This window comes from Aquimarina algiphila (genome assembly GCF_007489275.1).
Taxonomy (GTDB): Bacteria; Bacteroidota; Bacteroidia; order Flavobacteriales; family Flavobacteriaceae; genus Aquimarina; species Aquimarina algiphila.
Genome location: NZ_VLNR01000041.1, coordinates 15,647 through 30,011, shown reverse-complemented (window position 1 = coordinate 30,011; position 14,365 = coordinate 15,647). Strand labels below are relative to the sequence as shown.

Below are 14,365 nucleotides of genomic sequence, written 5' to 3'. Positions count from 1 at the left end.
TTAGTTCTTTTCTACGTATTTCAAATCAAATTTATCTGGATCCGTATACTTAAGGGATTTTTTAAGATAAAAATCAATAATCTGTGTAATGATATACAATTCGATTTTTTGATCATCTTCTTTTTTATCCTTCATACGGAATATATTTTCTTTCTCTTGTTCCATCAGCTCTCTCAGGAACTTATCTGGATTTTCAACTTTCTTTAGAGAATTATAACTTTTAATAATCGGCAACGTCCAGCGGTGTCCTATCAATCTAGCCAAGGCAGTATTAGAATTTTGTTGTAACTCCTTATACCGTTCTTGCAATGCTTTGGCACTATTTTGACGTTCTTCTTCTGTTCTTTTATGTAAACTATGATTATCTACGGCTATTTTGGCTTTGACAAAGGCTTTTTCAAATGCATAATCCAGACGCTGCATATCCCTTCTTAACTCTATCAATGTTTCGAATATCAATTGATTATACCCTGCAAGAAAATCTTCGTAACTATATAATTCTTTCAGGAAAACAAAAGCTTTCACCCTGTACTCATTTTTATTTTTCTCATCAGCCACGATCTGGCGTAACATACTAAGTTCTCCTTTTTTATATCCAGGAATATGGTCAAAATGTGAATGGTTTTGGAGATCTTCCAGTTGTACATTAATTTCTGCTCTTGTTCCGCGATACAGAGAATCTCTATATTTAAACTGGATAATTTCATCCGCCTTTGATTTCCTTACCCTCTTTTTCTTCTCCTTCTTTTTCTTTTCCCTTTCCGGAAGTTTAAACCTGGGGTTGAACTTATCGAGAATATAGTTATATCCAAAAGTTACCGTAAAATCATTACTAGAAGTTGTTGAGTTTCTAAATTGCGATAGTACGTTAAGGTTAAAATTGTGTTTTTTAAGATAAGTATACGAACTACCTAATCTTATATTCGTTACATCTCCCTGTTTTTCGCCATTATTATTACTCTGATTATAACTTACTGACCCTGTTGTACGTAGTTTTTTATCAAAAAACTGTTTATTAGCAGATACTATAGGTCCGTATGTCACGCCTGTATCTGTACCAATAGTACTATAACTTATATTAACGGCTGTAGAAATATTTAGATTGATAATAGGATAACCAAATGTATAAGAGGCACTACCATTATAAAAATTAGAATCTCCATTTTCTACGGTTCGCCCTCCTTGTTTATTCACCGCATTCTGAAAAGATAATGCTATGTTAAGATTACGTTTTCTTGTTTCTGTATCTGTTAAAATATAATTTGTATTAAGATTTGCATTCTGCGAAATTTGTTGAAAATCCAGAGTATCCAAATTATCAATTTGTGAAACTTCATTAATAAAATCAAACTGATCCTTGATATTAGTATAGGATTGAAAATTAGAATATCCTCCTGAAAGGCTTAATTTTTCTGAAGCATTATATGTAAGATTAACAGCACTAACAACACGTTGTAGTTGAGTACTCTTTGTATTATCAAGATCATCTCTTTGCAAACCTGCGTTAAAAGCAATATTTACTTTATTTTCAAATAGATTCTGAGTAGCATTTAACGTAATATTTTCGAGATCATTATTAAAAAAATAAGCTCCCAAAGTTCTATAATCCGGATCAATATATTCATAACCAACACCAACAGTTCCTTGTCCCACAGGATAAGAAAAACTGGCATTAAAGGCTTTATAATGCTGTGTCGTAGCATTCGTTTTAACTAACGCCGATAAAACTGATGAATTTTCTGCTTCTCCTTCTGCATTTGTATCTTCGGTTATCGTAGAAGAAGCCACTTCTACATTAACCTCTCCTTTATCAAAAAGTTTTACTCTCCCCTCTATACTTACCACTGCATTTTCTTTAGGCTGTAATTCTAATTCTATGGGGACAGGGGTATTAATAGAATTTTTATCATCAGAGGCTTTAAAGAAAATCGCTCCTATAGAAAATTTTTCAAAATCATAGCTTGTCTTAATACCGTATCCTATTCTTCGATACGCTGGTTGAGATTGTGGGTCATCAGGATTAAACTCTGATTCTTTAAGCAATCGACCATACATGGCACTTACTTTAAAACGACTTCCCGGAGTAAGATCTACTCCTAATCCTGTAAATTGATGTCCGCTTAATGTATATGGAGAAAATGTCATACTAACATCTCCAATATGAGTAGTTACCCATTTATAAGACGGATGAATACTTAATCGATTATAAGAAAAAGGATTGCTACTTCGAAATTCCTGATTAGAATATGAAAATGAGAAAGGGATATTATATACTCCACTAATATTCAAATTAATATTACCCGTTAAAAAATAGGTAAACGGTTCTCTATTAGATTGTCCATCATAAAAAATTGCGTTGGCTGCCACTCCTCCTGTTAATTTAAATAGTTTTGCTTTTCCTATTTGACCTAAATCCTGACAAAATGTTGTAACCGAGAAGCAGAAAAAAAAAGTGAAACAAAGTATTCTTGGAATCAAATAATGATATTTTCCTAATAAAAGAGGTGCTAAACGATACTTTTTTGATGAGGTCTCCAAAAACTCAAAATACTTTAATTAAAACTTCTAGATTTACTTACATTTTGAATAATACATAAACATCTAATGCATACTAATCGCTAGTTGTTTTACATATCTGAAGAAGGTACTTTTTGATCTTACCTCAACAATATACTAGGTACATAAAGATGGTTAATAACATTATTTCTGGAACCAAAATTAATTTAAAAGGTTTAGGAAATACTCACTGTTTTCAGTGATATTCTTGAAAAAAAAGATTCAAAAATTGTATTGTTAAAGTGTATAATATGCCTATAACGGAATTGTGAAGTAAAAGGTACTACCTTGGTTTTCAAAAGATTCTAACCATATTTTTCCTCCATGGGCTTCTACTATTTTCTTACAATGAGCTAAGCCAATACCAGTTCCTTCATACGTATCTCTGGAGTGTAACCGTTGAAAAATAGCAAATATACGTTCTTGGTGTTCTTTAGGAATTCCAATACCATTATCTTTTACAGAGAATTGCCAAAAACCTTTAGTATCTTTCTTATCATCATTTTTTTTGATACAATTTATTGTGATCTCTGGTACTGTATCTGAAGCTCTAAATTTGATTCCGTTACTAATCAAATTTTGAAATAATAATCTAAGTTCAATTTCTGACCCATTCACTATTGGTAAATCAGCTATATGAAGTATTGCTCCTGTATTTTCTATTCTATTTTTTAAATCACTTTTCAATTCCTTCAATACTTCATTACAGCTCACTTTTGTATAAGCTTTACTTCTTCCCAATCTAGAATATTCTAATAATGCATCTATTAACTTCTTCATTCGAATACTGGCATCCTTAATAAAGGATAAACTTTCTTTTCCCACATCATCAAAACTTGCTTCATAATCTTCTGCAATAAGCCCTATAAAGCTAGATATCGTGTTTAATGGTTCTTGAAGGTCATGACTTGCTATATATGCAAATTGTTCTAATTCTTTATTTTTTGCCTCTAACTCAAGTGACTGTTGAGAAATCGCTTCATTTTTTATTCCCAGTTCTTTGTTTAATTTTTTCTTTTGAAGAAAACCTCGATAAATTAGCAAACTTCCTAACAAGGCTAAAAAAATGATACTCACCAATAGAATATTAATCTTTTTTTGAGCATTGATTTCTGATGTTTGTTTTTCTAAAATGGTACTTTGTTCTTCAATTTTTGAATTCTGGCGTTCTAAAAATTCATTTTGCTTTTCAATTTCCAGAGCGCTAGTCTTTATTTTCTCTTCCTGGTTTTTTATGAACACTATTTGCTCTTGAATATTTTTTTCAAGCTCTCTTTCGATAGAAATTTTTTCTTTATACTTTATTTTCTGTATCTCACTTTCGGTATACAGGTTTTCTATTTTTTCATTTCGACGAATAATCTCACCTTCTTTTGTATCAATTTCTTTTTCTTGATGATCTATTTTTTCTAGCTGGTCTGTTATTTTCTCCTTAAGAATCGCTTCTTGTTCATCTTTATCTTCTTGTACTTTTGTTAATGTTTCTTCTGTTTTTTGATACAATTGTTTCCATTTTTCAGAAGAGGAAATAGCATATTCTTTTAATGTAGGTACAATTACAAAATTTTCTTTTTTTATCCTACTTTCATTGATCTCATATTCAAATGCATCTGCAACATTAACCATGTTAATCATAGAAGCATTATAATTATAGTCTTCACTAACTAGTAATATATTTTTTTCCGAAATTTTATTCAGAATATATTTAATATCATAGTTATACTTATGATTAACATATAATAACTGGACATCTTGTACATTTTTAACTACTGTAAAACGTACAATCTCTACTGGCTTACCATGAATTTTACGTTTTTGTGCCATTGCATGGAGGTCTAAAATTGTTCGATCCGGTCCAAGAACACCGATTTTAAAACTTTTTAACTCATCAATATTTGGCCAGCCTATTTGCTGCGCAAAATTAAATACAAAAATAGGTCTATGTAGTCGTTTAACCTCTTCATTATCTGTTTCCTGAGCAGTTGTATTTAAAAAGAAAAAAGCAGTAAATAAACATAAGAATACAGGGGTTAGATATTTACGAATGGTCAATATATAAAACCTTTCCCCCATCATAATCTAAGTAGTAATCTTAAATAATAATTAGCTCCATTAACACCAAACTGCTGCACTCTTCTACTGTATGTGAAACTACCATCTTCAGTATTTGCTGCATGTTTATGTTTATCTGGGTATACATTAAAAATATTATTTCCGCCTAACGTAAATTTCATATAATCATTAAACTGATATGAAATCGCCATATCTGTAACTAATTTGGGAGAAAATGTTTGATCTCTTGTTTCTACATTTCCTGTAAAATCATTTACAACCCAATTTATAGGATTTCCGTCATTTGGATGTATAAATTTAACTTCGCCAAATAAGGTATTTACCATCTGAAACCTTAGTTTATCAAAATCATAAGATAACAAAGAATTGATTTTATAATTAGGTTGTCCATATTCTACTCTCGCAATTTCTTCTCTATTAAACAGCACTTCTTCCTGTCCGGTAAGTGCTGGTGAAACCTTTATAGCTCCTTTTACTTTAGTTCCTGTTATATTGGCTCCCAAAGAAGCATTAAACTCTCCACTACCAAGTGGGGTTTTATAAAACAAAGATATATCTGCTCCAGACGTTCTAGAGTCTATGGCATTGGTAAAGAATTGAGCTGCCCCTACATTAAATGGCTCTAATATTGTTTCATACTCCTCTGCAAATCTTCCAGAAAGTACAATTCTATCTTCTATATTGATCAAATAATAATCAAAACTAAAAGATAGATTATTGCTGAATTTTCCACTTATTCCTGCACTAAAATGGTTGGACAATTCGGGTTTTAATTTTCCGATATCAAAAGCCTCTGTGGCTACAGCACTTTCATTATTAAAAGTCCCTACTTGAACACTTTCTCCATTAATAAACTGGGTACTAATATTTTGAAAAAAGACCTGATGTAATGAAGGTGCTCTAAAGCCAGTAGAGAAACCTGCTCTAACGCTAATTTCATCTTTAATTCTATATCGACCCGATAATTTCCAAATAGCCTGCCCTCGAAAATCATTATACGCCTCGTATCGTCCAGCGCCTCGTATCAATAATTTTTCTGAAACATTCGCCTCTATATCCAAATATCCGGAACTATTTGTTCTAAAACGGTTTAATTCATTTTCTGGTTGAAAACCAGGAAAAACCTGAGCTCCAACAATTCTTGGTAACTCCATTCCTAAATCATCTATATAGGTACTTCCTCCATCTATATAAGAAGCTTCCTCTCCCGCAATAATCTGATAATTTTCTACTCTTAATTCTGCTCCAAAAGCAATATTTACTCCACTAAGCCAATCAAATGTTCTTGAAATATCCAGATTTGTAGTATTCTGTTTATACAAAAATCCTCCAGCATAAAAGGTTCTCGGCGAAGTCACTCCCAACGAAGCGTTATTAGAATTATTTACAGTATAATCTAATCTATTAATTCCAATAGAATGACTAAAATCTACATCCCAATCATTCTTTATTCCTTTTATACCTCCGGTAATTGCATCATCCTGGATATCGGTCATAATCTCAGGTGAAAAACCATTTGGAAATAATTCGAGAACCACTCTATCCTGATCTTTGGGGAAGCGATAAAAGCCTTTTGATGTGCCTTCTCTATAATTTCTTCCTCCATGCATATAAAATGTTGCATAATCAGACATTTTTATTTCCCCGTTAAATGATAATGCCAAGTTCTGCGTCTCTGCACTTCCTATTTCCATTACTCGTCTACCAGAATATCCTGTTTGTCCGAAAAAATTATTTTCTAAAATCAACCTCTGATCTTCTGTCACATCGTTAGTATAAACTGCACCTGTATACTCTCCGGACCGGTTTATTGATTCTCTATCTCTATATTCTGCAGTAACATTAATATACCCTTCTTCTCCTATTTTTAATCCAAAATTTGCAGAAGAATATATATTTACTCCATCTCCTTCAATATTTAACCCTACTCTATTATCTATCTGAATAATCTCTATCTGTTTCTTAAGAATAATATTAATCACACCTGCTATAGCATCAGAACCATATTGTGAAGTAGCTCCGTCTCTAAGTATTTCTATTCTTTCTATAGAGGCAATAGGTATTGCATTAAAATCAGTACCTACAGACCCTCTCCCTACTGTACCATTAACGTTTAACAAAGAACTACTATGTCTCCGCTTACCATTTACTAAAACCAGAACTTGATCAGGCCCCAATCCCCTAAGAGTTGCCGGATCTATATGATCTGTTCCATCTGCAATAGTTTGATTAGTAGAGTGAAAAGATGGAATTAAGTAATGTAAAATATGACTTAATTCTACCTGCGATGAATTTGTAAGGTGTTGTGGTGATACAATATCAACAGCTGCTGTATTTTTTAAAAGAGATTTGGGTTTGGCTCTGGAACCTAAAGAAATAGGCTGATCAATAGAAAAACCTGTTTTTAAAATAAAATCAAGTTTTGCTGTATCTCCAACTTTAACGTTAACTGTTTTGGAAACAGAAGTATACATAACAAATTTTGAAGTAACTATATACTCTCCTTCATCTACATCAAAACTATAAAAGCCATTAACATCTGTTGTTGTGCTTTTATCAGTGCCTTCAATAGCTACTCTTGCTCCTGGTAAATTACCAAACTGATCCGAAACATTCCCCGATATAATCGCTCTAGACTGAGAAGATACTCCCGAAATAACACCAATGAATAGGAAAAGAGTAAGGTATACTCTGTACCCTACTAATGAGATAGGGGATCTTTTTTTTATCTTCGTTTTAATATGTTTACTTATTTAAAATTAAATAAATGATTTATGGTGATATCCAAAACTATTATAAGTTAAATCAAATTACAAATATTTTTGGACAATACCTTTATATAAAATGTCAAATCATTTTATTAGGAACATAAGGCTGGACGTACATCAGAAAAATATGTATTTACAATCTTACAAACTATTTCTTTAGATAACATTTTTTCCTGAAACTCCTTTATTTCTGGGATATTTTCTGCTTTTGTTCTTTCTTCTTCATTTAGTGTTGTACCAAGCATAAGAACAATAATAGATTTTTTTAAATTACTTTCTAGTTTTTTAAACTCTGTAAGAAACTCCCAACCATTCATCACTGGCATATTTACATCCAGAAAAAGTACTTCTGGAACAATTCCTGATTGTATATACTCTAATGCTTCTCTCCCATTTTTTGCAACCAACACTTCTTCAACACATTCTGTCTTCTGGATTATTGTTTTATTAAAAAAATTGGTTGCATCACTATCATCTACTAAAAGAAAATATTTTATTTTTTCCATATTAAATGGTTATTACTTCACCTGGTTTAATCGTTATTATTCTTTTTAATGTAAGAAACATAAATTCACTACTTTTAGTTTATACTTTAATACCTTGGTACAAAACAATCTAAAAAAATTTAAGTCATTCTTAAAATATAAAAAACAAAATCTATTTAACGATTAAGTACACAAATAAACGACAAAAAGATACTTGTTATTATTTTTCGGTCAAAAATAAAGTAAATTCCTAACCTACAAACTTTATCTATCGTTAAAAATGATAGGTAATAATATTATAAACAGTATTCTAAAGTGCTCTTACTTATTAAAATGATTTTCTAATACATTATCCAATAAATCTAAGGATAGTGGTTTGTTGATAAAATCATCAACAGAGTGATTTTTGGCAGAAGCTCTTACATCATCGGGGTTAGAAGATGTAGACAATAAAATCACTTTAATACCTTCTCTAATTTGTTCATCTAGTTTAGAAAATTCAATTAAAAACTCCCACCCATTCATCGCAGGCATATTGATATCCAAAAATATAAGATTGGGTTTTGTAGCCGTATTTTGTGCTACATTATTAAGATATTCAAGAGCTGCCATCCCACTCTGCACAGTATTTACTTTATGAAAAGCACTGTGTTTGGCAACAACTCTTTCGTTAAAGAAATTTGTGGCTCTGTCATCATCTATTAACAGAACGCAATCAACCAATGTATTCATTTAAATTCCCAATTACACTCAAAGGAAATAAACTTTCTTGATATTACCATAAGAAAATCTAATTTTATGAAAGACTTTTCGTTCAAAAACACAAATTTAACGGTAAACCGTACTTTATACAGTTGTTTTTATAATAGTAAAACTATGAATAGCTTAAAACGCTATAATCATCTTCTTTTAAATTGGTTTTGTAGTTCTTTTAACGAAGACTCTAAAAAATAAATGTAAATTTGGATTATATCGAATTCTAATGCATTCGAGAATATTGTAAGGAATATATGCTTGATAAAATAAAAAATAAATGTAAAACATCATCTTTAAAATATGTTTATTACAATCATATCGATGATATACCTCATGTTAACTGGGATATTATAAATCCAGAAAACAACATCTTTCTTTCTTTAGATTATCTTAAAACATTAGAGAGCACTCTTTCTAGTTCTATTCGCTTTAGATATATTCTATTTTATGATAACGACATTCCCGTTGGTTTTGCCGCAGCACAGCTTATAAAATTTAATTCGGCGCAGTTAAAATTACAAGAATTCCCCTGCTGTATTAGTGACACTATTAAAAATACATTGTTTAAAAATTTAGATGTTAGAGTATTGGTGTGTGGTAATTTATTTTCTTGCGGCGAACATGGTTTTGTATATAATACCGATTACATCTCCTCAAAAACAGCATTTGAAAGTTTGTCTGATGCATTGCGTGAAATCCGAAAATCAGAAAACTCAGACAAACCCTCTTTTATTTTATTAAAAGAATTTTGGCCAGAGTCTTTTGATCATAGTGATTATATCAAAGAACATGATTTTAGAGAATTTAAAATCGATGTCAATATGGTACTACATATGCATTCTAACTGGCATACTTTTGACGATTATATGGCCAGTATGAGAACAAAATTTAGAACTCGGGTTAAAAAAGTTTTTAAAAAATCTGAAAACATAATCGTTAAAGATTTTGATGCTGAAGACATAGAGATGTTTAAAAACGAAATTGACAACCTTTATTTATCTGTAATTGAAAAAGCTGATTTTAAAATTGGTAAACTTAATGCTTATACCTTTAAAAATTTAAAAGAATCATTAGATCAAACTTTTGTATTTAAAGGATATTTTATTGAAGAAAAACTAATTGGATTTACAACCTCTTTTGTTACTAATGATGTCGTAGATGCTAATCATATAGGTATAGATTATCAGTATAATAGCACTCATTCTATATATCAAAAAATGTTATATGACTATGTTGACTTAGCCATACATAAAAAGGCTCGTGAGCTTCGATTGGGAAGAACAGCAGAAATTATTAAAAGTTGTGTCGGCGCAAAACCAATTGAGATGAAACTATATGTCAGGCATGGAAACTCTATTTCAAACACCTTATTAAAACCATTAGTAGAACTAATTTCTCCAAATGAGTACGAAATTAGAAATCCTTTTAAACTCCAATTAGATTAATGGATTCATTAACTCAAATTGTTTTGGGAGCAGCTGTTGGTGAAGCGGCTCTGGGAAGGAAAGTAGGTAATAAAGCAATGCTATGGGGTGCGATTGCAGGAACTATTCCTGATCTCGATGTACTATCAAAAATTTTTGTAGATAATGTCACTGCTAATGAATTACATCGGGGCTTTTCACACTCTATACTCTTTAGCATACTAGCAGCTCCAGTATTGGGTTGGATGATTTCTAAAATCTATCAAAATAAAGAAGCCGATTGGAAAGATTGGTCAAAACTTATGTTTTTGGGGCTTTTTACACATCCTATTTTAGACGCATTTACTACATGGGGAACCCAGTTATTCTGGCCATTCGAATATAAAGTTTCTTTTAAAAACATATTTGTAGTAGACCCTCTCTATACTATACCTTTTTTAATTTTTGTGATTCTTGCTATGTTTTATAAACGTACTCATCCAAAAAGGAAAAAATTCAATCAACTTGGGTTGTATATTAGTAGTATATATATGATCATCACATTAGGTTTAAAATGGTATACATATGGTATATTTCAAACCAATCTTGAAAATCAACATATTTCTTATAAAGAAATTCAAACCAAACCCACTCCATTAAATAGCATTTTATGGACTGCTAACATAGAAACAGAAGATTCTTTTTTAATAGCTTATTATTCTTTATTAGAAAAAGAAGATATCATTGTTTTTTCAGAATTCCCAAAGAATCATCATCTCTTAGGTAAAATGAAAAACGATCCTCTAATCCCTAGATTAATCAAATTATCAGAAGGTTGGTATACTATCGAAAAAAACGATAACAAACTATTTTTTAATGATCTCAGGTTTGGACAATTAGGAGTAGGCACAGAAGCTAGTCGTTTTGTTTTTAGTTATGAATTATTTTATGATGACAACGGTATTCTTACAGCCAAAGAAAGAGAACGAAATATGGAAGACACTACTCCTCTACTTAAAAAACTATTCAGTCGAGTATTAGGCAATAAATCATAAAAAAACGGACTTCATTAAATAAAAGCCCCTCTGATCGATCTATTATTATATATATTTATGCAAACTGGCAAATCACACCTCCCATTAAGGCAAGACAAACTATCCAGTACCCAATATTAACTGCCATATACTTAAACCCTTTTCTTTCGAACAGGGCATTTGTTCCCATCACTGGTAATACTACCATTAATCCAATCATAGTACCATGTAAAGCTCCATGACCAAAAGTTCTAAAATTATTACCATACTTCGCCATATAATCTTGTGCATATTGATACGTTTCTGTACCTGCTTCTGTTAATCCAGGCTCATTCATAATACTAGAAAAAAAACCAAATTGATGAATCACAAGGGTATTAAGTATAAAAGCTAAGAAGAGACTAAAAACATACGATAGAATAAATATCAAAGCCATATTCCCTCCTTTTAAATCTTCCTGAGTAAATCCGCAAGCATTCATCCATGCTGTACCAAAAACTTTTGGGTTATACCATATAAATCCTAATATCATAGGGATTAACGCTGCAAGTGCAGTAATTAAAAAATTAAATTCCATATCAGTTAGTATTTAAAGTTGTTTCTCAAATATAACCAAAATCAATCTAATACGGTTTTACCACACCACGTATAACAACCTGATAGAAAAGCAAATAAGAAGAAATCCTGTCACTTTAAAAAATACAGATAACCTTTTGGATGAGATAAATTTCTTTACTTTTTTTGATAAGAATACTTTAAGTAAATCTGTGGTCAATATACCTGTTAGAACAGCTACAATAAAAATAAATAATGATCCGTTTTCTGAATATTTATGTTGACCATAATTATAAACACCTATCCAAACTGCAAAAACAAATGGATTAAAGAAATTGACACTAAATCCTTTTAAAAAAAAAGAATGCAACTTTTTGGATTGTACTATAATATCAGCAGTTGTTGTAACTTTTTTCATCAAATAATTAATTCCCAAACCAAAAACAATTACACTACCTATAACTCCTATCCAAAATTGATTTTGTTCTATAGTAACAAAAGCTGACAACCCATAATAACATAACATCACGCAAACAACATCGCTACAAATAATACCTAAAGCGACAGCCGTTCCTGCCTTAGAACCAAATTGAAAACTACTGTTCAACAGCAAAAAAAATACCGGACCTACAAAAATGATCATTCCTAATCCAATAATAAATCCTTCTAAAAAAGACATTAAGATATTTTTGACGTTTAAATTCTCGTAAATATAATATCTATATTTATCTTGCGAATCAAATAGTCATACTTATGAGCAATATATACAAGGCTGGTGTAAATAAGATCTTTGAGTTTGATCTTACCGACCAAGATATTTCAACAATAAATACTATAAAAAACTCAAGTTCTTCTTATCATTTACTACAAAATAACAAATCATACCATACAGAAGTTGTATCATCTGATTTTAATACAAAGTCATACACCGTAAAAGTTAACAATACTACCTATCAGGTCAATATTGCTAATGAATTGGATATGCAAATCGCAGCAATGGGCTTCTCTATTGGCTCCGCAAAACAAGTCAATAGTATTAAAGCACCAATGCCTGGTTTATTATTAGACATTCAGGTTTCTGTTGGACAGGAGGTAAAAGAAGATGATCCTCTTCTTATTTTGGAAGCCATGAAAATGGAAAATGTTATTCTATCTCCCAGAGATGGTGTCATCAAATCTATTTCATCAGATAAAGGTGATGCCGTAGATAAAGGACAATTATTAATCGAATTTGAATAAGCCTTCAACAGGCATTAAAAAGAACAGCACGTTCTAATCATTTTTCAGTATGAAAAAAATATTAGTAGCAAACCGAGGTGAAATAGCAATAAGAGTAATGACAACCGCTCGTAAAATGGGAATCAAAACCGTTGCTGTATATTCTACGATCGATAGAAATGCGCCTCATGTAAAGTTTGCAGATGAAGCAGTATGTATAGGAGAAGCACCTTCTAACCAATCTTATCTTTTGGGATCAAAAATCATAGAAGTTGCAAAACAATTGAATGTTGATGCCATACATCCCGGATATGGATTCTTGAGTGAAAATGCAGATTTTGCAGAAGAAGTTGAAAAAAACAATATCATCTTTATTGGTCCAAAATCTAAAGCCATAAAAGTAATGGGTAGTAAGTTAGCAGCAAAAGATGCTGTTAAAGCTTATGATATCCCAATGGTCCCTGGTATAGATGAAGCTATTACCGATGTTGTCAAAGCAAAGAATATTGCAAACGAAATAGGGTTTCCGATCTTAATCAAAGCTTCTGCAGGAGGTGGCGGAAAAGGGATGCGTGTCGTAGAAGAAGAAAAAGATTTAGAATCACAAATGAACCGTGCTATTAGTGAAGCAACCTCTGCTTTTGGAGATGGTTCTGTATTTATTGAGAAATATGTAGCCTCACCTCGACATATAGAAATTCAAGTGATCGCTGATAGTCATGGTAATGTTCTTCATCTTTTCGAAAGAGAATGTAGTGTACAACGCCGACATCAAAAAGTAGTGGAGGAAGCTCCTTCTGCTGTACTTTCTCCAGAACTACGTTCTAAAATGGGAGAAGCCGCTGTAAAAGTAGCTAAAGCCTGTGACTATCTTGGTGCAGGAACTGTTGAATTCCTTTTGGACGAAAACCATAACTTCTATTTTCTTGAGATGAATACAAGACTACAAGTAGAACATCTGGTTACAGAACTCATTACAGGAACAGATCTTGTAGAATTACAAATAAAAATAGCACGAGGAGAACAACTAGAATTACAACAAGAAGATTTAAGTATCACCGGACATGCCTTGGAATTAAGAGTATATGCCGAAGACCCTTTAAATGATTTCTTACCTAGTGTTGGACATTTAGATAAATATATATTACCTGTCGGAGAAGGAATTCGTGTAGATAATGGTTTCGAAGAAGGAATGGATATCCCTATTTATTATGATCCGATGTTATCAAAACTCATCACTTACGAAAAAACCCGGGAAGAAGCTATTCAATTAATGATCAAAGCGATTGATAATTATGTCGTAGAAGGCGTACAAACCACATTACCTTTTGGAAAATTTGTATGTGAACACGAAGCCTTCCGCTCGGGTAACTTTGACACACATTTTGTAAAAAAATATTATACTCCCGATTTGTTACAATCGGCAACTGAAGAAGAAGCTAAAATTGCTGCTTTAATTGCAATGAAACAATATATCGAAGATCAAAAAACACTACGCATACCAACGCACTAAGAAT

General features: G+C 31.5%; 11 protein-coding genes. 4 read left to right on the top strand and 7 right to left on the bottom strand.

The window, feature by feature from the left end; all coding sequences use genetic code 11:
• The 5 genes from FOF46_RS18250 to FOF46_RS18230 all read right to left on the bottom strand — a co-directional run bounded on the left by FOF46_RS18250 (position 1) and on the right by FOF46_RS18230 (position 8,614).
• Positions 1–2,538 carry a TonB-dependent receptor gene (locus FOF46_RS18250; RefSeq protein ID WP_143917451.1) on the bottom strand — a complete coding sequence of 846 codons (2,538 nt, stop codon included), beginning with the start codon at positions 2,536–2,538 and terminating at the stop codon, positions 1–3.
• Positions 2,539–2,811: 273 nt separating this feature from the next.
• Positions 2,812–4,632: a YfiR/HmsC family protein gene (locus tag FOF46_RS18245; protein WP_109436579.1), complete on the bottom strand. Its 1,821-nt coding sequence runs from the start codon at positions 4,630–4,632 to the stop codon at positions 2,812–2,814.
• Positions 4,629–7,253 (bottom strand): TonB-dependent receptor, encoded by a 2,625-nt coding sequence (locus FOF46_RS18240; protein ID WP_420885151.1) that lies wholly within the window; start codon positions 7,251–7,253, stop codon positions 4,629–4,631. Before FOF46_RS18240 ends, FOF46_RS18245 begins: the two co-directional genes overlap by 4 nt.
• 236 nt (positions 7,254–7,489) lie before the next feature.
• Positions 7,490–7,903 (bottom strand): response regulator, encoded by a 414-nt coding sequence (locus FOF46_RS18235; RefSeq protein ID WP_143917449.1) that lies wholly within the window; start codon positions 7,901–7,903, stop codon positions 7,490–7,492.
• A 300-nt stretch (positions 7,904–8,203) separates the two neighbouring features.
• Entirely contained in the window at positions 8,204–8,614 is a 411-nt protein-coding gene (locus tag FOF46_RS18230; RefSeq protein WP_143917448.1) for a response regulator, read from the bottom strand.
• Between the two features lie 278 nt (positions 8,615–8,892).
• Between FOF46_RS18230 and FOF46_RS18225 the strand changes: the two genes are divergently transcribed.
• The gene (locus FOF46_RS18225) at positions 8,893–10,083 is read left to right on the top strand and encodes a peptidogalycan biosysnthesis protein (protein ID WP_143917447.1); all 1,191 of its coding nucleotides are present in this window, start codon (positions 8,893–8,895) and stop codon (positions 10,081–10,083) included.
• Positions 10,083–11,096, top strand: a complete 1,014-nt coding sequence (locus FOF46_RS18220; RefSeq protein ID WP_109436574.1) for a metal-dependent hydrolase — start codon at positions 10,083–10,085, stop codon at positions 11,094–11,096. The genes FOF46_RS18225 and FOF46_RS18220 overlap by 1 nt, the downstream gene beginning before the upstream one ends.
• A gap of 55 nt (positions 11,097–11,151) precedes the next feature.
• Here the strand turns inward: FOF46_RS18220 and FOF46_RS18215 are convergent, their stop codons facing one another.
• Positions 11,152–11,652 carry a DUF1761 domain-containing protein gene (locus tag FOF46_RS18215; RefSeq protein ID WP_143917446.1) on the bottom strand — a complete coding sequence of 167 codons (501 nt, stop codon included), beginning with the start codon at positions 11,650–11,652 and terminating at the stop codon, positions 11,152–11,154.
• 57 nt (positions 11,653–11,709) lie between these two features.
• Positions 11,710–12,309, bottom strand: a complete 600-nt coding sequence (locus tag FOF46_RS18210; RefSeq protein WP_143917445.1) for a LysE family translocator — start codon at positions 12,307–12,309, stop codon at positions 11,710–11,712.
• Positions 12,310–12,383: 74 nt separating this feature from the next.
• Here FOF46_RS18210 and FOF46_RS18205 point away from each other — a divergent pair, with 74 nt between their 5' ends.
• Together FOF46_RS18205 and accC are read left to right on the top strand one after the other, a co-directional pair.
• The gene (locus FOF46_RS18205) at positions 12,384–12,869 is read left to right on the top strand and encodes a biotin/lipoyl-containing protein (protein WP_109436571.1); all 486 of its coding nucleotides are present in this window, start codon (positions 12,384–12,386) and stop codon (positions 12,867–12,869) included.
• Between the two features lie 49 nt (positions 12,870–12,918).
• Positions 12,919–14,361 carry an acetyl-CoA carboxylase biotin carboxylase subunit gene (accC, locus tag FOF46_RS18200; RefSeq protein ID WP_143917444.1) on the top strand — a complete coding sequence of 481 codons (1,443 nt, stop codon included), beginning with the start codon at positions 12,919–12,921 and terminating at the stop codon, positions 14,359–14,361.
• The last annotated feature ends 4 nt before the right edge of the window (positions 14,362–14,365 follow it).

What these genes read in the sequence shown, in the direction of transcription:
- FOF46_RS18245 (WP_109436579.1), bottom strand. Translation starts at nt 4,632, where the DNA reads ATGATGGGGGAAAGGTTTTATATATTGACCATTCGTAAATATCTAACC.
- FOF46_RS18235 (WP_143917449.1), bottom strand. Translation starts at nt 7,903, where the DNA reads ATGGAAAAAATAAAATATTTTCTTTTAGTAGATGATAGTGATGCAACC.
- FOF46_RS18230 (WP_143917448.1), bottom strand. Translation starts at nt 8,614, where the DNA reads ATGAATACATTGGTTGATTGCGTTCTGTTAATAGATGATGACAGAGCC.
- FOF46_RS18225 (WP_143917447.1), top strand. Translation starts at nt 8,893, where the DNA reads ATGCTTGATAAAATAAAAAATAAATGTAAAACATCATCTTTAAAATAT.
- FOF46_RS18220 (WP_109436574.1), top strand. Translation starts at nt 10,083, where the DNA reads ATGGATTCATTAACTCAAATTGTTTTGGGAGCAGCTGTTGGTGAAGCG.
- FOF46_RS18215 (WP_143917446.1), bottom strand. Translation starts at nt 11,652, where the DNA reads ATGGAATTTAATTTTTTAATTACTGCACTTGCAGCGTTAATCCCTATG.
- FOF46_RS18210 (WP_143917445.1), bottom strand. Translation starts at nt 12,309, where the DNA reads ATGTCTTTTTTAGAAGGATTTATTATTGGATTAGGAATGATCATTTTT.
- FOF46_RS18205 (WP_109436571.1), top strand. Translation starts at nt 12,384, where the DNA reads ATGAGCAATATATACAAGGCTGGTGTAAATAAGATCTTTGAGTTTGAT.
- accC (WP_143917444.1), top strand. Translation starts at nt 12,919, where the DNA reads ATGAAAAAAATATTAGTAGCAAACCGAGGTGAAATAGCAATAAGAGTA.